This is a genomic window from Streptomyces sp. NPDC006283 (genome assembly GCF_040613325.1).
Lineage (GTDB): Bacteria > Actinomycetota > Actinomycetes > Streptomycetales > Streptomycetaceae > Streptomyces.
Map to the genome: position 1 here is coordinate 1 of NZ_JBEXRZ010000071.1, position 21,901 is coordinate 21,901.

A 21,901-nucleotide genomic window follows, 5' to 3' on the forward strand; every position below is an offset into this window, starting at 1 on the left:
GGCCGCCCGCTGCGGCGTCCCGTGGGGTGCGGTCGCCCGCTGCGGCATCGCGCGGCGCACGGTCGGCCGCTGGCGGCCGTGCAGCAGGAGGTAGAACCGTTCGACGGACTCCATGGGCCCGTCGTCGAAACGCTTCACGACCTTGCCGAGCGGATTCCACACCCGTCCGTCCGGCATCCGGACCCCGACCGGCTGGGCGAACAACTCGCGCTGGGCGGCGTCGAGGTCCACCCAGCAGGCTCCCGCCCGTCGGACCATCACCTCACCGGCATAGGCTCCGAGCCCCTGGAGGAAGTGGTCGACCCCGGCCCGCGCCGGTCTGTCGCGTCTGAGTCCGTCGACGACGAGATCGACAAGTCTCAGGCTCACCACGGAGTAGTCGAACGGCAGTCTGCTGCGCTCGCTCATCTCCGCGACGAACCGCGCGGTGTAGCTCCGCATACCCCCGGCGCCCGGCAGTTCCCCTGCGCTCTCTTTCACGGCACCCGCCTTTCCACGATGGCCTCGCCAGTACCAGCGGAAGCGCTCCGCGGGCCATCACGGGTGGCACAGGTGGCAGTTCTCACAGGGAAATCGGCGATGTGCGTACAACCCTTACGGGGTGTGAAGCGTCGTGGCCGGAGCGGTCCGTGTCCGCCGTACGACGTGGGCCCGCGTACCTTCCACGCGCACCGAGCACTGATTCCGGCCGCCGGTCAATCTTTCCAAAAGCATCACAGGGGCTGCGCATGCCCTTCGGGCGGTGCCGTTAGCGTTGCTGGCCGACCGACCCCGCTCGCACCACGTGACGAAAAGTGAACAGGTCGCCGATGTCTCTGGCGGCGTAGTCAGCACAGAAGGTTTGCACATGGACTACTGCTCCTCATGTCGTCGGCACCTCAACGGGGCCCTGGTGTGCCCAGGGTGCGGCGCCTACGCGCCGGACATAGCCCCGCCCGCACAGCGTGGCGAGGGCGCGGAGGCGACGACCGCTTCGGCGTGGGAGCCGTACGGTGCGGAGGAGTTCTCCGTATGGGAGCCGTCCAGCAGGACCGCCGCCCCCGGCTCCGGTGCCGCGCCGGCGTCGGAGTCCGCGCCGTCCGGCAGCCCCGGGCACACGGCCGCGCCCGGCACGGGGCGAGCGGCACGCCGCCGCCAGCTCGCCCGTTGGAAGAAGAGCAAGCGCAGGGCCGCGGCCGGGACGGCCATCGCGCTCGTCGGCGGCGGGCTGACCATCGCCGCGCTGCCCACGACGTCGTCCAAGGACCGGACGCACGCGGCTGCCGCACCGGACACGACGGCTCAGGAATCGGCCCGGGTGAGCCTGCCCGCCCTCGGGGCGGAGCAGCCGGACAAGCCCGCCACGCGGGCTCCCCAGGCCCAGCCGTCGGCGACCGCCGCCCCGCACCGGAAGACCGTGACCGTCAAGGTGCCTGCCCCAGGAACAACGACCCCGCCGCCGCGCACCGAACGCACGGCTGCCGAGGAACCGAAGGCGTTCCGGTCCGATGCACCGGCGCCGCGGACCACCGCCCCGGCCGTCCCCCCGACTGCCCCCGCAACGGTCGACCCCACATCCAAGACGCCCGGCACGTCGGGCGACTCCGGGGCCTCCCGCCCGGAAGAGCAGGAACCGGCGCCGACGCAGACGGCCACCACCTCCCCCTCAGAGGTGTGCCTGCTCGTCCTTTGCATCCGCGGCTGACTTCGCCGGCCGAACCGGGGCTGCCCGTCCCGCTCACGGGGCCGGGCGGCCCCGGCGTCGTTTCGGGCACCGGGGACGCGGGTCAGCGGCCCCACGCCCGGACAAGGCCCAGGGTCTTTCGTTTGGATCAGGCCGGATCAGTGTGGGGGTCCCCACGCCCGCAGGGCGTAGGGGGAGGGGTCTGGTGCCGTGGATCGCAAGGCGGAGGCGGGGGGTACCTCCCACGCCGAAGGCGTAGGAGGAGCGGTGCCAGGGCCCCCGAGCCCGGCATGATCCAAACGAGAGGCCCTAGCTAGGGGGCCGGCTCCTGGGTGACGGGACGGCCCGTGTTCTGGCCGGCCCGGCCGTTGCCGGGCGACGCGGGCTGGGATCCCTTCCCAGGTTTCGACGGCTTCCTCGTCTGCGACGGCTTGGAGGGCTCGCCCGTCAAGAGGCGGGCGCAGTACGCCTCCACCGCGTCCGGGCCGCCCGCCGCGGCTTCGAGGCGCCGGCGTACGGCGCTGTCCGTCGCGGCGCCGTTCCCCTGCCCGTGCTGCTTTTCCGCGTTCCCGTTTCCGTTCTCGTTCCCGTTCGACGCTTCGTACGCGCGGCAGTGGGCCCGGTCGTCCTTGCCCCTCGGTGGGCGGTCCTCCTCCGCCCCAGGCGACGGTGTACCGGCTGTCACGCCGGCCGACGGTGTCGCCGTCGCGCCGCCCTGCGCGGGGGCCGATGTCGCGGGCCGGGGGGCGGGGTGCGGTCCCGGCGGCGGGGACTCGCCGAACGGGGCCGGGATCGCTCCGGCTGCCATCGCCACCCCGCCCAGCATGACCCCGGCGGCGAGGGCGGCGAGCCCGGCCTTGAGCCACTGGGTGCGTTTCCGCGGCTCGGTGGGTCGCCAGTCGTCGGCAGGGCGGGTGGGCAGCTCGAGAGCGCCCTCGTCGCGGGCCGCACGGAAGGCGGCCAGGGCGCCCGCCTCGGCGTCCGGGGCGACGGGTGTGGGGCGCGCGGCGGCGGCGAGCAGCTCGTCGAGAGTCGGCGGCTGCGGCTCGGGCCCGGCGCCCATGACACCTCCAGGTCGGTTTTCGGTCATCTCGACTCTCCCAGCGGAGAGGAGTCCGAATCTGTCACACGGTCGCGTCCGAGTGACAGCAGGCGCTTCTCCAGTCGCTTGAGGCCGCGGTGGGTGGCCGAGCGAACCGCTCCCTGACGCTTGCCCAGTACGCGTGCGGCGGCCGGCCCGTCGAGACCGATGACGGTCTGCAGCAGGACCGCCTCGGCCTGCTGACGCGGCAGTTCCGCGATGAGTGCCAGGGCCTGCCGGGTCGTGACGATCTCGAGGGCCTCTTCCGCCGTGTCCTGCCGGGCGGGCAGTTCGGCGAGTTCGCCGGCGAGGGTCGTTCCGCGCGGGCGGCTCTTGAGCCGGCGCAGATGGTCGATGGCGCGGTTGCGCGCGATGCGCGCGGTCCAGGCCCGGAAGCCGGCGCCGTCGCCGCGGAACCGACCGAGGTCGCGGGCTATTTCCAGCCAGGCATCGGATGCGACGTCCTCCGCGTCGTCCCCGACGAGACCGCGCAGATATCCGAGGAGCGGCGGGTGGACCGTCCGGTACGCCGCGGAGAAGGCGGTCTCGTCTCCCCGTTGCGCTTTCGCCACCGCATCGCCGAGCTCCTTGTCGTACGTCTCCGTACGACGGCTGCCCCGCCCCTTGCCCACTGGCCCCTCTTCGTCCTGACAGCACGGCGGTCCCGTGCCCATGTCCCCCTACTGGCCAGCGTCATGACTCACAGAAACGTCACAGCTGACCATCTGCGCCTCACCCTACGCGACGGACCCGATCCGTCCGGCCGGAGCCTCGGGGCCGTCGTGGTGGATGGGGGTGTGGGCGCCGGTGAGGGAGACTCCCGAGCCGCCGCGGCGGTTCGCCACGATCTCCGCGCCGATGGACAGGGCGGTCTCCTCCGGCGTACGGGCGCCGAGGTCGAGGCCGATCGGCGAGCGGAGCCTGGCCAGTTCGAGCTCGGTGACGCCGACGTCGCGCAGCCGCTTGTTGCGGTCCTCATGGGTGCGGCGCGACCCCATCGCGCCGACGTACGCGACCGGGAGTTTCAGGGCGAGCTTCAACAGCGGCACGTCGAACTTGGCGTCATGGGTGAGTACGCACAGCACCGTACGGCCGTCGACCTCGGTCGACTCCAGGTAGCGGTGCGGCCACTCGACGACGATCTCGTCGGCGTCCGGGAAGCGGGCCGCCGTCGTGAAGACGGACCGGGCGTCGCAGACGGTGACGTGGTAGCCGAGGTACTTCCCGACGCGCACCAGGGCCGACGCGAAGTCGATCGCGCCGAAGACGATCATGCGGGGAGCGGGGACGCTCGACTCGACGAGCAGGGTCAGGGGACGGCCGCAGCGGGAGCCGTCCTCGCCGATGACGACGGTGCCGGTGCGTCCGGCGTCCAGCATCGCCACGGCCTCGGAGGCCGCCGTACGGTCCAGCTCCGGATGGCCGCCGAGACCGCCGTCGTACGTGCCGTCGGGGCGTACCAGCAGGGCTCGGCCCGCGAGGTCCGCGGGCCCGTCGGTGATCCGCGCGACCGCCGCCGCCTCCCCACGGGCGGCGGTGGCCAGCGCGGCCGCGAAGACGTCCCTGGCGGGAGCGTCCACGTGGACCGGGGTGACGAGGATGTCGATGACGCCGCCGCAGGTCAGGCCGACGGCGAAGGCGTCCTCGTCGCTGTATCCGAAGCGTTCGAGGACGCTTTCGCCGTCCTGGAGCGCCTGTTGGCACAGGTCGTAGACCGCGCCTTCCACACACCCGCCGGAGACCGAGCCGATGGCCGTGCCGTCGCTGTCGACGGCGAGGGCGGCGCCGGGCTGCCGGGGCGCGCTGCCACCGACGGCGACGACCGTGGCGACGGCGAACGAACGGCCCTGCTCGACCCACCGGTTCAGCTCTTCGGCGATGTCCAGCATGTCGGTCTCCTCATGACGAAAGGTGTGCGGAAGGCGTCGGTCGTTACTTGACTCCGAGCCAGCCCTCGATCGGGTGCAGCGCGAAGTAGGCGAGGAAGACGGCGGCCAGGACCCACATCAGCCAGCCGACGTCCCGTGCCCGGCCCTGAACCGCCTTGATCAGGACGTGGGCGATGACGCCGGCCGCGATGCCCGCGGTGATGGAGTACGTGAAGGGCATCAGCACGGTGGTCAGGAAGACCGGGATGGCGGTCGCGGAGTCGTTCCAGTCGATGTGCTTGGCGTTCGTCATCATCATCGAACCGATGACGACGAGGGCGGCGGCCGCCACCTGGGTCGGGATGACCTGGGCGAGCGGGGTGAAGAACAGGCAGAGGGTGAAGGCCAGGCCGGTGACCACGCTGGCGAGGCCGGTGCGCGCGCCGTCGCCGACGCCCGCGGTGGATTCGACGAACACGGTCTGGCCCGACGCGCCGGCGACACCGCCCATCACGCCGCCCGCGCCGTCGATGGCGAGGGCCCTGTTGAGGCCGGGCATCTTGCCCTTGTCGTCGGCGAGGTTCGCCTGCTGGCCGATGCCGATGATGGTGCCCATGGCGTCGAAGAAGCCGGCCAGCACCAGGGTGAAGACGATGACTCCGACGGTGATGCCGCCGACGGAGCCGATGCCGTCGAAGGAGACGGCGCCGAACAGTCCGAAGTCGGGGCTGGAGACGATGGAGCCGGTGATCTCGGGCGCGTTCAGCCCGCCCCAGGCCGCCTTGTCGAGGCCGGCGAACTGGTGGACGGCGGCGGCGAAGAGCGTGCCGCCGATGATGCCGATGAGGATCGCGCCGGGAACCTTGCGGACCTGGAGCAGGAAGATCAGCAGCACGGTGACGGCGAAGCAGAGCACCGGCCAGCCGGTCAGCATGTCGCTGGTGCCGAGCTGGATCGGCTTGGCGCCGGCGATACCGCCGTCGCCGGGCATGGAGGTCACGAAACCGGCCTGGACCAGGCCGATGAGACAGACGAACAGGCCGATCCCCATGGTGATGGCGTGCTTGAGCGCCAACGGGATCGCGTTCATGATCAGTTCACGGAGACCGGTCACGACGAGCAGGACGATCACGGCGCCGTAGATGACGCACATGCCCATCGCGTTTTCCCAGGTCATCTCGGGCGCGACCTGGAAGGCCATGACGGCGGAGACACTGAGTCCCGCTGCCAGGGCAAGCGGCACATTGCCGATGAAGCCCATCACGATCGTGGTCGCGGCGGCGGCGAACGCGGTCGCGGTGGTCAGCTGATCACCGTCGAGCCTGTTGCCGGCCGCGTCGGGCACCGACAGGATCACCGGGTTGAGCAGGATGATGTACGCCATCGCCATGAAGGTGGTGATGCCGCCACGCACTTCCCGGCCGAGGGTCGAGCCTCGCTGGGTTATGTGGAAGTACCGGTCGAGCCAGGAACGGCCGGCGGGCTGGCGCGAACCTGCGCCGGCGTCCTCCGCCGTCGTCCGCGGCTCAGTGGACTGCTGGGTCATGGTGCCTACTCCCAAGGTTCACAGGGGCACCCGCCGGTGGAGAGTGGAGATGGCGGGATTTGGGAAGGTGCTTCGGCTGCACGACCCGGGGGACGGCCCGAGACGAACTCGCTCTGCGGGGACTTGCTGTACTGCGCGGGGGTGGTGCGTTGTGGGGGATGCGCATCGTTTTCTGTGGGGGTGCTGAAGCGGCCGCGAGCGGTGCGGCACTTCGTTCTCCGGGCGGCGCGGACCGTTGAGGAAGGTGACGTTTCCTTGGAGGCATGGCGCGCACCGCCCGGAGAGTTCGGGGACCGATCAGGTACCGGTGAGGTGCTCGGGACGCACCGGTGTCCGGTCGAGTGCCAGTCCTGTCGCGTTCCGGATCGCCGCGAGCACGGCCGGGGTGGACGACAGGGTGGGGGCCTCGCCGATGCCGCGCAGCCCGTACGGGGCGTTGTCATCGGCGAGTTCGAGCACGTCGACCGGGATGGTCGGCGTGTCGAGGATGGTGGGGATCAGGTAGTCCGTGAACGACGGGTTCCTGACCTTCGCGGTCTTCGGGTCGACGATGATCTCCTCCATGACCGCCACGCCCAGGCCCTGGGTGGTGCCACCCTGGATCTGGCCGATGACGGACAGCGGGTTGAGCGCCTTGCCGACGTCCTGGGCGCAGGCCAGCTCGATGACCTTGACGAGACCGAGCTCGGTGTCCACCTCGACGACCGCGCGGTGCGCGGCGAACGAGTACTGGACGTGTCCGTTGCCCTGTCCGGTCCGGAGGTCGAACGCCTCCGTCGGACGGTGGCGCCACTCGGCCTCGATCTCCACGGTCTCGCCCTCGAGCACGTCCACCAGGTCGGCGAGGACCTCGCCGCCGTCGGTGACGACCTTGCCGCCTTCGAGCAGCAGCTCGGCGGTGGCCCACGCCGGGTGGTACGTGCCGAACTTGCGGCGGCCGATCTCGAGGACCTTCTCGCGGACCAGTTCGCAGCTGTTCTTGACCGCGCCGCCGGTGACGTACGTCTGGCGGGAGGCGGACGTGGAGCCGGCGGAGCCGACCTGGGTGTCGGCCGGGTGAATGGTCACCTGGGTGACGCCGAGCTCGGTGCGGGCGATCTGCGCGTGGACCGTGACACCGCCCTGGCCGACCTCCGCCATCGCGGTGTGCACGGTGGCGACGGGCTCGTGGTTGATGACCTCCATGCGCACCTTGGCGGTGGAGTAGTCGTCGAAGCCCTCGGAGAAGCCGACGTTCTTGATGCCGACCGCGTAGCCGACGCCGCGTACGACGCCTTCACCGTGGGTGGTGTTGGACAGGCCGCCGGGCAGGGCGCGCACGTCGGAGCCCTCGGTGGTCTCCCACTGGCGCTCGGGCGGCAGCGGGCGGGACTTGATGCGGCGCAGCAGCTCGGCGACCGGGGCCGGCGAGTCGACCGGCTGGCCGGTCGGCAGCAGGGTGCCCTGCTCCATGGCATTGAGCTGACGGAACTCGACCGGGTCCATGCCGAGGGCCTTGGCGAGCTTGTCCATCTGTGCCTCGTAGGCGAAGCACGCCTGGACCGCGCCGAAGCCGCGCATGGCGCCGCAGGGCGGGTTGTTGGTGTAGAGCGCGATCGCCTCGATGTCGACGTCGTCGATGACGTACGGGCCGACGGAGAGGGAGGACGCGTTGCCGACGACGGCCGGGGAGGCCGAGGCGTAGGCGCCGCCGTCCAGCACGATCCGGCACTTCATGTGCGTGATCCTGCCGTCGTTGGTGGCCCCGTGCTCGTACCAGAGCTTCGCCGGGTGGCGGTGCACATGGCCGAAGAACGACTCGAACCGGTTGTAGACGATCTTGACCGGCTTGCCGGTCCGCAGCGCGAGCAGACAGGCGTGGATCTGCATCGACAGGTCCTCGCGGCCTCCGAACGCGCCGCCGACGCCGGAGAGCGTCATCCGCACCTTGTCCTCGGGCAGGCCGAGGACGGGCGCGATCTGGCGGAGGTCCGAGTGCAGCCACTGGGTGGCGACGTACAGGTCGACGCCGCCGTCCTCGGCGGGCACGGCGAGACCGGACTCGGGGCCGAGGAAGGCCTGGTCCTGCATGCCGAACGTGTACTCGCCGGAGACGATGACATCGGCGCGCTTCGCGGCTTCGTCCGCGTTGCCGCGGATGATCGGCTGCCGGTGCACGATGTTCGGGTGCGGCACGTGGCCGGCGTGGTGGTCGTCGCGGCCCGGGTGCAGCAGCGGCGCGTCGGGGGCGGTCGCGGAGGCCTCGTCGGTGACGACGGGCAGCTCCTTGTACTCGACCTTGATCTTGGCGGCGGCGCGGCGCGCGGTCTCCGGGTGGTCGGCGGCGACGAGAGCCACCGGCTCGCCGTGGTGCCGTACGACGCCGTTGGCGAGGACGGGGGTGTCCTGGATCTCCAGGCCGTAGTTCTTGACCTCGGTCGGCAGGTCCTCGTAGGTGAGCACGGCGTGGACGCCGGCCTGGGCGAGGGCCTCGGAGATGTCGATGGAGACGATCTCCGCGTGCGCGACCGTGGAGCGCAGGATCTGGCCCCAGAGCATGTCCTCGTGCCACATGTCCGAGGAGTACGCGAACTCGCCGGTGACCTTGAGGGTGCCGTCGGGGCGGAGTGTGGACTCGCCGATGCCGCCCTTGGTCTTGGAGCCCTGGGTGACCTTGGTGGGAGTGCCCGCCGGGGCGGACGCGACCCGGGTGTTCTGCGACATCGTCAGACCGCCTCTTCCTTGCGTTCCTGACGGGCGGCCGCGAGGCGGACGGCGTCGAGGATCTTCTCGTAACCGGTGCAGCGGCAGAGGTTGCCGGACAGGGCTTCGCGGATGTCCTCGTCCGTCGGGGACGGGTTGCGCTCCAGCATCTCGTCGGCGGCGACCAGAAGGCCCGGTGTGCAGAAGCCGCACTGCACGGCACCGGCGTCGATGAACGCCTGCTGGATCGGGGCCAGCTCGGTGCCCTCGCCGGTCTGCGAGTCCGTTCCCTTGGCACTCCACTGCTGGGCGTCCTGGAGGCTGGTGCCGCAGGCGCCGCCGGAACACGACTGTTCCCGCTGCTTGGCGAAGTCCGCCAGGCCCTCGACGGTCACGACCTCGCGGCCCTCGACCTGACCCGCGGCGACCAGGCAGGAGCAGACGGGGACGCCGTCGAGTCTGACCGTGCAGGAACCGCATTCGCCCTGCTCACAGGCGTTCTTGGAGCCGGGCAGGCCCAGGCGCTCACGCAGGACGTACAGCAGGCTCTCGCCCTCCCAGACGTCGTCCGCTTCCTGCCGGCGTCCGTTGACGGTGAAATTGACGCGCATGGTCATGCAGCTCCTTCAAGCGTGCGGGCGGTGCCGCGGTACTGCTCCCAGGTCCAGCCCAGCGTGCGGCGGGCCATGATGCCGACCGCGTGGCGGCGGTACTTCGCCGTGCCGCGCACGTCGTCGATCGGGTTGCAGGCGCCCGAGGCGAGCTCGGCGAACTGCTTGGCGACCGACGGGGTGATGATGTTCCCGCTCTCCCAGAATCCGCCCTCCTCGAGCGCGGCGTTCAGGAAGTCCTCCGCGGCCTTCGCCCGCACCGGGGTGGGGGCTGCCGAGCCGATGCCGGTTCGGACGGTGCGGGTCTCGGGGTGGAGGGCCAGACCGAACGCGCACACAGCGATGACCATGGCGTTGCGGGTACCCACTTTGGAGTACTGCTGCGGGCCGTCGGCCTTCTTGATGTGCACGGCCCGGATGAGCTCGTCGGGGGCGAGCGCGTTGCGCTTGACTCCCGTGTAGAACTCGTCGATGGGGATCAGGCGGGAGCCGCGCACCGACTCGACCTCGACCTCGGCGCCCGCGGCGAGCAGCGCCGGGTGGGCGTCGCCGGCCGGCGAGGCGGTGCCGAGGTTGCCGCCGACGCCGCCGCGGTTGCGGATCTGCGGGGAGGCGACGGTGTGCGAGGCGAGCGCGAGCCCGGGCAGCTCGGCGCGCAGGTTCTCCATGATCGCGGTGTACGGGACGGAGGCTCCGAGCCGGACGCTCTCGCCGCCCACCTCCCACTCGGTCAGCTCACCGATGCGGTTGAGGTCCAGGAGGTATTCCGGCCGACGGTGGTCGAAGTTGATCTCGACCATCACATCGGTGCCACCCGCGATGGGGACAGCGGTGGGGTGCTCGGCCTTGGCGGCGAGCGCCTCCTCCCAGCTGGCGGGGCGAAGGAAGTCCATGAGTGGCTCTCTTCTTCTCAATCGGGGTCGTTCGTCGCAGTGGGCCCGGGACGGCCGGCCCTCGACTTGTTCAGTGCCGTCGTTCATCTGCTGTTCACGCGGTGTGGTCCAGTACACAAGGCGGGAACCATGCGGTGCAGTCACCGAAACCATGAAGGAGTTGGCTGGTCGCCTCTCCTGTCTTGTAGATTCGAACGAAAGACGGAGATCAGCAACCTCACCGTTTCCCCCTGGAAACGCAGGCCACGGATCTCTGGCCACGACCGGCAACAACGAGACAGATCGGCGGCGACGAGATGCGGCTGCGCGCACTGCTGGAGAACGATGCGCTGGGGCTGCGGCTGCTCGGCGGCGAGGACGAGCTCGACCGCGGGGTGCGCGGCGTGATGACCACGGACCTGCGCGACCCCAGCAGGTACCTGTCCGGCGGCGAACTGGTGCTCACCGGACTCGCCTGGCGGCGCGGTGCCGAGGACTCCGAGCCGTTCGTCCGCATCCTGGCGGGCGCCCACGTCGCGGGGCTCGCGGCGGGCGAGGCCGAGCTCGGGGACATCCCCGACGACCTCGTCCAGGCCTGTTTGCGCCACCGGCTCCCCCTGTTCGCCGTGAACGAGTCCGTTGCGTTCGCAACCATTACGGAGTACGTCGTACGGCAGGTCTCCGGGGAACGAGCCGGAGACCTCGCGGCCGTCGTCGACAGACACAGGCGGCTGATGACGTCCGGTCCCGCGGGTGGCGGGCCGGACGCCGTCCTCGACCTCCTCGGCTCCGATCTCGACCTGCGTGCCTGGGTCCTGTCCCCCACCGGGCGGCAGATCGCAGGCGTCGGCCAGGGGCTTCCGGAAGATGTGGGCCAGGTGCTCGCCGGTGAACACCTCGCCGCGGTGCGCACCGGCCGCCGAGCACCGCACCGCGTCGTCGCGGGTGGCGTGACGTACTCCCTCTTCCCGATCCGCAACACTGGACGCGGCGCCCCTCCCGCCGTCCGCGACGTGCGCGAGAGCGTGCTTTCTGACTGGCTGCTGGCCGTGGAGGCCGACGCCGGGGACTGGCCCGCCGCCCGGCTCGACCTGCTGCAGGGCGTCACCCAGCTCATCGCGGTCGAACGGGACCGGCGCGAGGCGGCCCGCACGGTACGGCGCCGGCTCGCGCAGGAGATCCTGGAGCTGGTCCAGACAGGGGCGGCCCCCGCGGAGATCGCGGCGCGCCTGCGGGTCGCGGCACCCGTCCTGCTGCCCGGCCTCGGCACCGCACCCCACTGGCAGGTTGTTGTGGCCCGGGTGGACTGGGGGGCCGACACGTCCGTCGAGACGGGGCCCGTGGCCCAGTCGCTTCTCGAGGAGATCCTCGTCGAGCCGTCGGCCGCCGGGGTCGACTCCGCGGACCGGATCGCCGTCGCCCACAGCGGCGAGGAGGCGATCGCGCTGGTTCCGCTGCCGGCGGTGGGCCTCGGCGGCGTCGAGGCGGACGAGCCGCCCTCGTCGGACGCGGGGCTGCATGCCGACGCGCTGCTGGCGTCCGTACGCGTCCCGCTCACGGCGGGCCTCGCCGACGACGGGCGCCTCACGCTCGGTGTCAGCGCCGCCGTCCACTCGGCCGAAGGCCTGCGCGGCGCCCTGGAGGAGGCCCGCCACGCCCGCCGGGTGGCCGCGGCCCGCCCGGGCAGCGTCTGCGCGGCGGGCCACCACGAGCTGGCCTCGCACGTGCTGCTGCTGCCGTTCGTGCCGGACGACGTCCGCCGGGCGTTCACGGCCCGGCTGCTGGACCCGCTGCGGGACTACGACCGCCGGCACCGCGCGGAGCTGATCCCCACGCTGGAGGCGTTCCTGGACTGCGACGGCTCCTGGACGCGCTGTGCGACGCGCCTGCACCTGCACGTGAACACGCTGCGCTACCGGGTGGGCCGCATCGAACAGCTGACGGGCCGCGACCTGTCGCGTCTGGAGGACAAGCTGGACTTCTTCCTGGCGCTGCGCATGAGCTGACGGCCCATCGGCGCTGCCCGGCGCGGCGGCGGGTCAGCTCGCGCGCGCCGGAGGGGTGTCCTCGATCTCGAAGGCGACCTGGTCGGCGTAGCACCACCACCAGCTCTCGCCCGGCTCGTAGGACCTGATCACGGGGTGGCCGGTGTCGTGATGATGCGCGGTCGCGTGCTTGTTCCGCGAGGAGTCGCAGCACCCGATGTGGCCGCAGGTCTGGCACTCGCGCAGGTGCATCCACGTGTCGCCCCGCGCGACGCATTCGGGACAGCTGTCGGGGCTGTCGGGGCTGACGTCCTGGACCTGATCGAGGTGCCGGCAGAGCCGGCCCGCCGTCTCGCTGGTCATCATCCACGACTCCTCGGCTCGACCACCGCCCCCCGCCTCCGCGCCTGACGCCCCACCCCGCGCCTCCAGGCTCCCACCCGAGCGCGGCCTGTCAAACGGCCGCGATCCCGGGGGGCGGAACGGCGGGACTCCGTCCTCGGCCGCCGGTCCCGCCGCCGCACACGGGGTGCCGAGCGGCGGTGCAACGCGGCCGCGCCGCGCCTCCCTCGGGTCCGGGCTCGCCCCTGCCCCGGGGAGGCGCGTGTCCTGGCTGCCGGCGGCAGTTGCCCGGTCGCGGCGCCGGTTCCCCGCGCGCCCTGGCCCGGCACGATCGCCGCCCACGTCCGGCCCCGGCGCACACGCGCTGCGCGGCATGGGGCCGGGGCAGAACCGGGGTCGCGACGGACTGATCCTGCGCCACCGACACGGACAGCGGCGCCCCCGGGCCCTGGCCGGGCCCTCCTGTTCGCGCTGGACGGCGCGCCCCGCCCCGGCGGCGCTTCGCGGGACGAGGTTGCGGTGCCGGGCGATCGCCGCGTCACCCGGATCGGCTCTCGTCACTGTCACTCGTGGGGGTCATGGAGAGATCCACCTGATTGACGCCGGTGTGCCCCCTGCCCATCGCCCCTGGTGACAACGGTGAAGGGCCCGGCGCCGCTCAACGAAGGGCGGCGCCTCGCCCTGGTCTGCCCCGACGACGGCGCTCACGGCGACCCGAACGGCAGCTGAAAGATTGTGAACTGATTCACCTGAACCCTTGGCCCTGCGTGCCGATCCATGCTGAGATGCCGTCTGACTCAACAGCTCAAAGGCGTGCTCGGGGAGGGCAAGTGGCGCATACCGCCATGTCTGGTTCCGGAACCACAGCAGGTGACGATCCACTCCAGACCGCGGTATGGCGGCTGCGTTCGCGCGGCTGTTGGACCGATGCGGCGGCCCTGCTCGCGCCCCATGCCGCGGACCCCGCGGCGGCGCTCGAGCGGGCCGGACTGCTCGTGGAGCGCTGCCTGTTCACCTGCGACGGCTGGGCGGAGGCAGAGGATGCACTGCGCACCGCGGAGGCCGTCGCCGGCGACGACGAGGAGCGCGGCGGAGCCGCGAGCGAGCGCGGCCGGCTGGCGTACGCGGCCACCCGCCTCGGTGTGCGGGACCGGGCCGACGAGGCCCGGTCGGCGCTCGGCAGAGCCACGGCGTTGCTCTCCCCCTCCTCACCCGGACGTCCCCTGCTGGACTTCCGGCGCGGCCTGGTCGCCGAGCACATCGCGGACTCCCCGCAGGCGGCACGCGCCGCCTACCAGCGGGCGCACGCGGGCGCGACGGCCCAGAGCGATCCGCTGCTGCTGTCCTTCACCTGGCAGCAGCTGGCCGGACTCGACCTGCGCGAAGGGGAGTTGACGCAGGCCCGGCAGGGCTTCTCCGAATGTCTGCGCATCCGTGAGGAGCTCGGCTATCTGGTCGGCACCGCGGCGGCGCTGGCCGGTCTCGCGGACTGTGAGCCGGAACCGGAGGCGGGCAGGCTGCGTTCGGAGGCCCGCCGGCTGTTCCGGCTGCTCGGCGGCGTGCCGGTGTGGCTCGGTGCGCAGCTCTCCCCCGTCGTGCCACCGCAGCCGTCCGCGGCCCTCCCCGAGCCCGCCGGCCAGTGAGAACCCGCCGCAGGGAGGGCGACGTCCCGGAGCCGCGGACGCGGTGGGACGAGATCACAACGGGCCTGTGGGTGGGCGGCCATGTCTGGTCGGACGCCGGACACCGGCACCGCGACGTGGTGGTCGGCGACGAGTTCGACGTGGTGATCAGCCTCTACACCCGCGAGGGCCACGGCCCCGCGGAAGGCGTCGAGCACCATGTCGTGCCCATCCCCGACGACTGGCTGACCGCGCAGGAGATCGACCGGGTCCGCCGTGTGGCGGTGACGGCCGCCGATGCCGTACGGGCGCGGCGCAAGGTGCTGGTGCGCTGCTACTCGGGCTACAACCGCGCGGGCCTGGTGGCCGCCCAGACGCTGATCGAGCTGGGTCACGATGCGGAAGGGGCCATCGACCGGGTCAGGATGCGGCGCTCCCCCTGGGCGCTGCACAACGCGGCGTTCGAGCAGTATCTGCTGACCGGTCTGGACATCGCCTCGCTGCTGTCGGGCCTGGAGCCGCCGCCCGGGGGCTGATCAGGCAAGCCAGGAGAAGAACCGTTCGGGGTTCATCGCGAGCAGCACCAGCACGACGGCCACCCCGATCCAGAGGAACCCGCGGGCCCTGCTGCGCGGCTTGGTCGCCCGGCGGTCCGGCCATGCGCGCCACCCGTCGGGCTCGGCCTGTACGGGCTTGCCCCTGCGCGCCCAACGACGGGCGCGCCCCTGCTGCCTGGCGGCCTCCTCATCGGCACGCCGCAGCCGCTCGGTGACCATCCGCGCCCGTGCGGAAGGCTCCTTGGGGGCCGCCAGCCGGGCCGGGCCCTCGCTCTCGAGCTGGAATCTCTCCCACTCCTCGTCGGGTATGGACGACTCCGGCAACTTTGGTGATTCCGCGGTCATGTCGGTCCCCCACCTCTCGGACATTCGAGCGAAGAAACCCTAACGCAGGGCTATGACGGCCCCGTTGGGGGCCGGACCGGCACGGCAACCGGCCAGGCCGCGTCTCGTCGTGGCCGCAGGACGGTCAGCATGTCGTCGGTGCCGACGGCGAGCGCTCCGTCCGGTGTGACGGCAACGGCGCGGACCGCGGGCCCCGGCCGGAAGGCGAGCACCTCCCGCGTGCCGAGGCGGTGCAACTCCGCGAGACCGTCCGCCCAGGCGACCGCGAGGGCGTGTCCGGCCGGTGTCCGCGCGCAGTGCAGGGCGACGACCGGGTACGGCCGCTCCGTCACGGGAGGGCGGCGCCTCCTTGCCTCCGGCGTCCAGACCTGGACCGTGCCGTCCGCGCCCCCGCTGTGGACGGACAGGACGGGTGAGGCGGTCGCGGCGAGGGCGGTGACGCGGCCGGAGTGCAATGCCGCCTGGTGAACTCCTGCGAGGGTGAACGCGTGGACGGAGCCCATGCGGTCGCCGACCAGCACGGTGTCCGCCGCCGCGGCGAGCGCCGTGCCGGGGTGGCTCGAGAGAGTGGCTGCCACGGCCTTCGTCAGGGGCGTCCGGGTGCCGCCGTACCGGTGGAGACGGCCACGTTCGTCCAGCAGCAGCACGGTGTCGTCGAGCGCCGCGACCGCCTTGACGCGTGAGGCCGTCGACCGGCGCGGGACGTCATCGCCGTGGGTGCGCACACCGCCGGTGGGGTCGGCCGCAACCAGGCCGTCCGCCGAGACGGTGAGGGCGGCCACCGGACCGGGCCGGGACCACTCCACGCTCCAGGGCGCCCCTTCCGACAGCCGTGTCAGCGCCCGCCGCACGTGCGCTTGCGCTTCGGCCGGCAGGGCAGCCAGCAGGACGAGGGCGCGCCCGGCGGGGGGCTGCTCCCGGATCAGCGACTGGCCCGCCCGCAGCCATGCCGTGCGCAGGCCACCGTGGTCCTCGTCCGCGGTCTCGTAGGCCGAAGTGATGCGTACGGGGTCGGCCGAGCAGACCGCCTCCGGATCGGCCGGGTCGACCGGCCGATCGTGCCCCGGCCCGTCGGCGGTCGGCTCCACGAGCACGCGCAGGTGCCCGAACTCGGCCAGCACCCGGGCCAGTTCGGCGATCCCGTCCGGGTCCTGTCCCGCCGGCCGCAGCCGTACGGTGCGCGGCGGGCCCGACAGCAGGGCCGACAGCAGCTCGGTCGGCGTGCTCGCCACGACGCCCAGCTGGTTCGCCACCGCCCATACCGTGCCGCGCACGTCCGCGTCCCCGTCAGGCCCGTCGGCGGCTCAGGCGTCCGAGCCCGTGAAGTGCTCGCGCACCAGCGACTGAACAACCGTCAGATCCTGGGCGACCAGGGCCTCGAGCAGGGCCATGTGCTCCGCGGCGTCCGCGATCAGGTCGGCCCGGCGGGGGGCGGGTGCGGTGGTGAGGGGCCACTGGGAGCGGCGGTGCAGGTCGTCCGCCACGATCAGCAGCTGTTCGTTGCCCGCGAGGGCGAGGACCGCACGGTGGAAGGCGCGGTCGGAGTCCGCGTAGCTCGCGCGGTCGCCGGTCGCGGCCGCCGCGACCGTCGCCTCGGCCAGCGGTCGCAGGGCGCACCAGTTGGCGGCGGGCACGGTGCGGGCGAGTCGGAGCATGACCGGGACCTCGATCAGGGCCCGGACCTCCGCCAGCTCGGCGAGTTCGCGGGCGCTGCGCCGGGCGACGCGGAAGCCGCGGTTGGGCACGACCTCGACGGCCCCCTCCGTCACCAGCTGCTGCATCGCCTCGCGCACGGGAGTGGCGGAGACGCCGTAGCGCTCGCCGAGGGCGGGCGCCGAGTAGACCTCGCCGGGCACCAGGTCGCCGTCGACGAGGGCGGTGCGCAGGGCGTCGAGGATCTGGCCGCGGACGGAGTGGCGCTGGACGGGCCGCGGGGCCGTGGGCTCACCGTGGGTGTGTTCGCCGCGGGCCGCTTCCGCGGAGAGGGGCTCCGGGCATCCCTGAGCGGGTATGCGGACGGAGGCGTACGACTGCGGGAGGGCGAGGTCACGCGCTCTGGCCTGCTCCACTCGGGTCCTCCTCCGGCAATCGGCCCGGGCCCGGCTCGCGGGTGGCGGACCCCTGAGTGCACGATAGGCGGCCTGGGCCGCAGTTCAAACATCGCGGAGATCGGGTAAGGTAAGGCTAACCTGCTAACGATCGCGATTCGGTGGTCCCCGGCATGACCGTTCCTGCCCTGCTGCCCCGCCTCACCTCACCGGTGGCCGGCGCCTACGCGCGCCTCGCCGAGGTCTTCCCCGGCCTGCGCGTCAAGGAGCTGACGGACGGCACTCCGGCGCCTGCCGGAGCGGGCTGGGTCGGTGCGGCCGACCTCGCGGCGGGCGGAGCGGCGCTCGACTCCTTCCTCGCCTGGGACAACGCGCAGGTGCTGCGGGACTACGGACAGCAGGCCCGCCCCGACGTCGTCGCCAGCTTCGGACTGCACCGCTACGCCTGGCCCGCCTGCCTGCTGTTCACCGTTCCCTGGTTCCTGGACCGCAGGGTGCCGCGTGTTCACGTCGAGGACGTCGCCTTCCAGCGCGCGCTGGGGCAGATGACCGTACGGATCCGGGGTTTCGCCTGCCTCCCCGGCGACCCGGCCGCCGAGCTGCCCGGCGCCCGCGTCGTCCCGGACGAGGAGGCGCTGCGCGCGGAGGTGCGCGCAGCGGTCGCCGAGCACCTCGGGCCGGTCCTGGACGGCTTCGGACCCCGGATGCGGCGCGGAAAGCGCGCCCTGTGGGGGATGGCGACCGACGAGATCGTCGAAGGCCTGTGGTACATCGCACATCTGCTCGGTGAGGAGCCGCGCGCGGTCGCGCAGCTGGAGCACCTGCTGCCGGGCACCGCCGAGCCGTATGTGGGGAACGCCGGATTCCGCGAGCTCACCGCGCCGAACGGCGAGCGGCTGCCGACCCGGGACCGGGCGAGCTGCTGCCTGTTCTACACACTGCGGCCCGAGGACACGTGCGTCACCTGCCCGCGCACCTGCGACGCCGACCGCGTGGCGCGGCTTCAACAGACCGCTTGATTCCACGCCACCCTTTCGAGTGACGTTAATTCGAACTCAACTCTGTTGTTCCAAGCAGTAGTTCGAGCAGATCACACCTATTCGCGTGCCCGTCGGGCCCGTTGGCGTTCAGTTGCGCCGAAAACCCCTGGGTGTCCCCGAGCTTCGGCCAGGATGGCGGCCGAAACGCCCTACCGCGATGCAAGGGACACCGCACATGAGACTGACCGACATATCGCTGGACTGGCTGCTTCCGGGCGCCGTGATGATCCTGGGAGTCCTGGCGGCGGTGGCGGTGCTCGCGCGCGGCAAGCGCGCCGGTGACAAGGCCGCGGCCGACGACTCGTGGGAACGCAGCGAGGACCGGCGCAGGCGCAAGGAGGCGGTCTACGGCACCGCTTCCTACGTGCTCCTCTTCTGCTGCGCCGCCGTGGCAGCCGCCCTCTCGTTCCACGGCCTGGTGGGCTTCGGGCGGCAGAACCTCAACCTGTCCGGCGGATGGGAGTACCTGGTCCCGTTCGGGCTCGACGGCGCGGCCATGTTCTGCTCCGTCCTCGCCGTGCGGGAAGCCAGCCACGGCGACGCCGCCCTCGGCTCCAGGCTGCTGGTGTGGACGTTCGCCGGGGCGGCTGCCTGGTTCAACTGGGTGCACGCCCCGCGGGGGTTCGGCCACGACGGCGCTCCCCACTTCTTCGCGGGCATGTCCTTGTCCGCCGCGGTCCTCTTCGACCGGGCCCTGAAACAGACCCGTCGAGCGGCGCTGCGCGAACAGGGCCTGGTGCCCCGTCCGCTGCCGCAGATCCGGATCGTGCGGTGGCTGAGGGCGCCGAGGGAGACCTTCGCCGCCTGGTCGCTGATGCTCCTCGAGGGCGTACGGACCCTGGACGAGGCGGTCGACGAGGTGCGCGAGGACCGGAGGCAGAAGCAGCAGAACCGGATGCGCCGACGGGACCGCGAGAAGCTGGAGCGCGCCCAGATCAAGGCACTCAACCGGCAGCACCGTGCGTGGGGCCTGGGGCGGGTGGACCGGGGCACGCAGCTCCCGGCCCTCGGCCCGGCGGCAGGAACCTCCCAGCAGGGTGCCTCCACATCCGTCGTGGAGCCTGCCATAGCCGAGCCGGGACAGCTGCCCGCGCGGCCCCGGCCTTCCCTGCAGGCCGTGCGGTCTGCAGGCGCCGAACCGATCACGGTCGACCTGACGGCTGAGGACGACACACAGACCCTGCCCCGTCTCGACTCCCTCGAGCAGAAACTCAAGGATCTGGAGCAGCAGTTCGGCTGAGTGCCGCGGTCCGGACGACCGCCGTCATCAGGACGACTGCCGTCATCCGGAAGACCGCCGCGCTGCGGGGGCGGCCGGGCCCGTGGGCTCAGGCCGCCCCCGCATACAGATCGAACCAGACGACTTTGCCCACCCCCTGCGCGCTGCGCACCCCCCATGCGTCCGCAAGGCTCTCCACGAGCACCAGCCCCCGGCCGCTCGTCCCGAGGTCGGCCCGTGGCCTGTCCGACACCGGCAGTCCCGCCATGAAGTCCTGGACCTCCACATGGAGCCTCGAGTCCTCGACGGTGGCGGTGACGACCGCTCCCTGATCGGTGTGTATGAGGGCGTTGGTCACCAGCTCGCTCGCGAGGAGTTCGGCCACGTCGGCCGCGTCCGCGGTGCCGCCCTCCTGGGGATCAGGCCATTTGCCGAGCAAGTCGCGTAAAGCGTGGCGCACTTCGGGCACGGCGGTGAGATCACCGCGGCCGAGTCTGCGGTGCAGCCGGCCGCGAACTCCCGCGCCCCCGTGACGTCCTGTCATCATCCCCCACCCACATCAAAACGAGCTTCGTGACGGTCACCGGATGCATGCCCCGTGCGCGGAGCACCACTCATGTGGATTTCGCCAGATCCCCCCGGAAACGCTGATGTCAGGGCCGTGGCACGTTCCGCAGATTCGAGCGGGCCATCTGCGCCATCCTGCCGACGCCGCCGTCCAGCACAATCTTGCTGGCCGAGAGCGCGAAGCCGGTCACCATCTCGGCGCTGATTTTGGGCGGGATGGACAGGGCGTTCGGGTCGGTGACCACGTCGACGAGCGCGGGTCCCTTGTGCCTGAAGGCGTCCTTGAGCGCTCCTGCAAGCTGCTTCGGCTTCTCGACCCGTACTCCGTAGGCTCCCGCGGCACGGGCGATGGCCGCGAAGTCGGGGTTGCGGTAGTCCGTGCCGAACGACGGCAGTCCCGCGACGAGCATCTCCAGCTCCACCATGGAGAGCGACGAGTTGTTGAACAGCACGATCTTCACCGGCAGGTCGTACTGGACCAGGGTCAGGAAGTCACCCATCAGCATGGTGAATCCGCCGTCGCCGGACATCGAGACGACCTGGCGGCCACGGTCGGTGAACTGCGCGCCGATCGCCTGCGGCAGGGCGTTCGCCATCGATCCGTGGCTGAACGAGCCGATGATGCGGCGTCGGCCGTTGGGCGAGATGTAGCGGGCCGCCCAGACGTTGCACATGCCGGTGTCGACGGTGAACACAGCGTCGTCGTCCGCGAGTTCGTCAAGGACGGCGGCGACGTACTCGGGGTGGATCGGGACGTGCTTGTCGACCTTGCGGGTGTACGCCTTGACGACCCCTTCGAGGGCGTCCGCGTGCTTTTTCAGCATCTTGTCGAGGAAGCGGCGGTTCGTCTTGGCACGCACCCGCGGGATCAGGCAGCGCAGGGTCTCGCGCACGTCGCCCCATACGGCGAGGTCCAGCTTGGAGCGGCGGCCCAGGTGCTCGGGCCGGACGTCGACCTGGGCGATCTTGACGTTGTCCGGGAGGAAGGCGTAGTAGGGGAAGTCCGTGCCGAGAAGGATCAGCAGTTCGCACTCGTGGGTGGCCTCGTACGCGGCGCCGTAGCCGAGCAGGCCACTCATACCGACGTCGTACGGATTGTCGTACTGGATCCACTCCTTGCCCCGGAGCGCATGCCCGACGGGTGACTTGATGCGCTCCGCGAACTGCATGACCTCTGCGTGCGCACCGGCCGTGCCGCTACCGCAGAAGAGCGTGACCCGGTCGGCCTCGTCGATCATGCGGACCAGCTTGTCGATCTCCGTGTCGCCGGGCCGGACGGTGGGGCGGGTGGTGACGAGGGCGTGCTCGATCGTCCTCTCGGGCGCGGGGCGGTCCGCGAGGTCGCCGGGCAGCGACACCACGCTCACCCCGCCGCGTCCGATGGCGTGCTGGATCGCCGACTGGAGCAGCCGGGGCATCTGCTGGGGGCTGGAGATCAGCTCGCAGTAGTGGCTGCACTCGCGGAACAGCTGGTCCGGGTGGGTCTCCTGGAAGTATCCGAGGCCGATCTCGCTGGAGGGAATGTGCGAGGCGAGGGCGAGGACGGGCGCCATGGAGCGGTGGGCGTCGTACAGGCCGTTGATGAGGTGCAGATTGCCGGGTCCGCAGGAACCGGCGCAGGCGGCGAGCTTCCCGGTGATCTGGGCCTCGGCGCCGGCGGCGAACGCCGCGACCTCCTCGTGCCTGACCTGGACCCAGTCGATGGCGGAGTTGCGGCGTACGGCGTCGACGACGGGGTTGAGGCTGTCGCCGACGACGCCGTAGAGCCGCTGCACGCCGGCGCGGACGAGGATGTCGACGAACTGCTCCGCCACGTTCTGCTTGGCCATGGGATGCGTGCCCTTCTCGATGAC

General features: G+C 71.8%; 20 protein-coding genes. 6 read left to right on the plus strand and 14 right to left on the minus strand.

All coding sequences use genetic code 11. The features are described from left to right. On the minus strand, positions 1-480 hold a 480-nt coding region (locus ABZ070_RS17055), incomplete at its 3' end, for a hypothetical protein (protein ID WP_356634504.1). A 367-nt stretch (positions 481-847) separates the two neighbouring features. On the opposite strand from ABZ070_RS17055, the gene ABZ070_RS17060 reads away from it, so the two are divergent. Next, positions 848-1,684: a hypothetical protein gene (locus ABZ070_RS17060; protein WP_356634506.1), complete on the plus strand. Its 837-nt coding sequence runs from the start codon at positions 848-850 to the stop codon at positions 1,682-1,684. Positions 1,685-1,976: 292 nt separating this feature from the next. Here the strand turns inward: ABZ070_RS17060 and ABZ070_RS17065 are convergent, their stop codons facing one another. The 7 genes from ABZ070_RS17065 to ABZ070_RS17095 form a co-directional block, all read right to left on the minus strand. Then, positions 1,977-2,753, minus strand: coding sequence for a hypothetical protein (locus ABZ070_RS17065; protein WP_356634508.1), 777 nt, complete (start codon positions 2,751-2,753; stop codon positions 1,977-1,979). Next, positions 2,750-3,376 (minus strand): RNA polymerase sigma factor, encoded by a 627-nt coding sequence (locus ABZ070_RS17070; protein WP_356634510.1) that lies wholly within the window; start codon positions 3,374-3,376, stop codon positions 2,750-2,752. The genes ABZ070_RS17065 and ABZ070_RS17070 overlap by 4 nt, the downstream gene beginning before the upstream one ends. 105 nt (positions 3,377-3,481) lie before the next feature. Further along, the gene (locus ABZ070_RS17075; RefSeq protein ID WP_356634512.1) at positions 3,482-4,633 is read right to left on the minus strand and encodes an XdhC/CoxI family protein; all 1,152 of its coding nucleotides are present in this window, start codon (positions 4,631-4,633) and stop codon (positions 3,482-3,484) included. A gap of 43 nt (positions 4,634-4,676) precedes the next feature. Beyond that, positions 4,677-6,158, minus strand: a complete 1,482-nt coding sequence (locus ABZ070_RS17080) for an NCS2 family permease (protein WP_356634514.1) — start codon at positions 6,156-6,158, stop codon at positions 4,677-4,679. Positions 6,159-6,455: 297 nt separating this feature from the next. After that, positions 6,456-8,861 (minus strand): molybdopterin cofactor-binding domain-containing protein, encoded by a 2,406-nt coding sequence (locus ABZ070_RS17085; RefSeq protein ID WP_356634516.1) that lies wholly within the window; start codon positions 8,859-8,861, stop codon positions 6,456-6,458. 2 nt (positions 8,862-8,863) lie between these two features. After that, a complete protein-coding gene (locus ABZ070_RS17090) occupies positions 8,864-9,451 on the minus strand; it encodes a (2Fe-2S)-binding protein (RefSeq protein ID WP_356634556.1) in 588 nt (195 codons plus the stop codon). Between the two features lie 2 nt (positions 9,452-9,453). Beyond that, a complete protein-coding gene (locus tag ABZ070_RS17095) occupies positions 9,454-10,344 on the minus strand; it encodes a xanthine dehydrogenase family protein subunit M (protein ID WP_356634518.1) in 891 nt (296 codons plus the stop codon). 296 nt (positions 10,345-10,640) lie between these two features. On the opposite strand from ABZ070_RS17095, the gene ABZ070_RS17100 reads away from it, so the two are divergent. Further along, complete coding sequence (locus ABZ070_RS17100; RefSeq protein ID WP_356634520.1) at positions 10,641-12,329, plus strand: PucR family transcriptional regulator ligand-binding domain-containing protein; 1,689 nt, start codon at positions 10,641-10,643, stop codon at positions 12,327-12,329. 33 nt (positions 12,330-12,362) lie between these two features. Here ABZ070_RS17100 and ABZ070_RS17105 read toward each other — a convergent pair whose 3' ends face one another. Further along, complete coding sequence (locus ABZ070_RS17105; RefSeq protein ID WP_356634522.1) at positions 12,363-12,674, minus strand: UBP-type zinc finger domain-containing protein; 312 nt, start codon at positions 12,672-12,674, stop codon at positions 12,363-12,365. A gap of 821 nt (positions 12,675-13,495) precedes the next feature. Here ABZ070_RS17105 and ABZ070_RS17110 point away from each other — a divergent pair. Further along, a complete protein-coding gene (locus ABZ070_RS17110; RefSeq protein ID WP_356634524.1) occupies positions 13,496-14,293 on the plus strand; it encodes a hypothetical protein in 798 nt (265 codons plus the stop codon). Continuing rightward, positions 14,290-14,808: a protein phosphatase gene (locus ABZ070_RS17115; protein ID WP_356634526.1), complete on the plus strand. Its 519-nt coding sequence runs from the start codon at positions 14,290-14,292 to the stop codon at positions 14,806-14,808. The genes ABZ070_RS17110 and ABZ070_RS17115 overlap by 4 nt, the downstream gene beginning before the upstream one ends. Here ABZ070_RS17115 and ABZ070_RS17120 read toward each other — a convergent pair whose 3' ends face one another. The 3 genes from ABZ070_RS17120 to ABZ070_RS17130 are packed head-to-tail and all read right to left on the minus strand — an operon-like array spanning position 14,809 to position 17,186. Next, positions 14,809-15,174 carry a hypothetical protein gene (locus tag ABZ070_RS17120; RefSeq protein ID WP_356634528.1) on the minus strand — a complete coding sequence of 122 codons (366 nt, stop codon included), beginning with the start codon at positions 15,172-15,174 and terminating at the stop codon, positions 14,809-14,811. It abuts the gene before it with no gap. Positions 15,175-15,224: 50 nt separating this feature from the next. Then, the gene (locus tag ABZ070_RS17125; RefSeq protein WP_356634530.1) at positions 15,225-16,448 is read right to left on the minus strand and encodes a hypothetical protein; all 1,224 of its coding nucleotides are present in this window, start codon (positions 16,446-16,448) and stop codon (positions 15,225-15,227) included. A 30-nt stretch (positions 16,449-16,478) separates the two neighbouring features. Beyond that, entirely contained in the window at positions 16,479-17,186 is a 708-nt protein-coding gene (locus ABZ070_RS17130; RefSeq protein ID WP_356634558.1) for a GntR family transcriptional regulator, read from the minus strand. A 209-nt stretch (positions 17,187-17,395) separates the two neighbouring features. Between ABZ070_RS17130 and ABZ070_RS17135 the strand changes: the two genes are divergently transcribed. Further along, the gene (locus tag ABZ070_RS17135) at positions 17,396-18,241 is read left to right on the plus strand and encodes a (2Fe-2S)-binding protein (RefSeq protein ID WP_356634532.1); all 846 of its coding nucleotides are present in this window, start codon (positions 17,396-17,398) and stop codon (positions 18,239-18,241) included. A gap of 196 nt (positions 18,242-18,437) precedes the next feature. Beyond that, the gene (locus ABZ070_RS17140) at positions 18,438-19,502 is read left to right on the plus strand and encodes a DUF2637 domain-containing protein (protein WP_356634534.1); all 1,065 of its coding nucleotides are present in this window, start codon (positions 18,438-18,440) and stop codon (positions 19,500-19,502) included. 88 nt (positions 19,503-19,590) lie between these two features. Here ABZ070_RS17140 and ABZ070_RS17145 read toward each other — a convergent pair whose 3' ends face one another. Together ABZ070_RS17145 and ABZ070_RS17150 are read right to left on the minus strand one after the other, a co-directional pair. Beyond that, a complete protein-coding gene (locus ABZ070_RS17145) occupies positions 19,591-20,025 on the minus strand; it encodes an ATP-binding protein (protein WP_356634560.1) in 435 nt (144 codons plus the stop codon). Positions 20,026-20,134: 109 nt separating this feature from the next. Further along, a complete protein-coding gene (locus ABZ070_RS17150) occupies positions 20,135-21,877 on the minus strand; it encodes a pyruvate dehydrogenase (RefSeq protein WP_356634536.1) in 1,743 nt (580 codons plus the stop codon). Between the last annotated feature and the right edge of the window lie 24 nt (positions 21,878-21,901).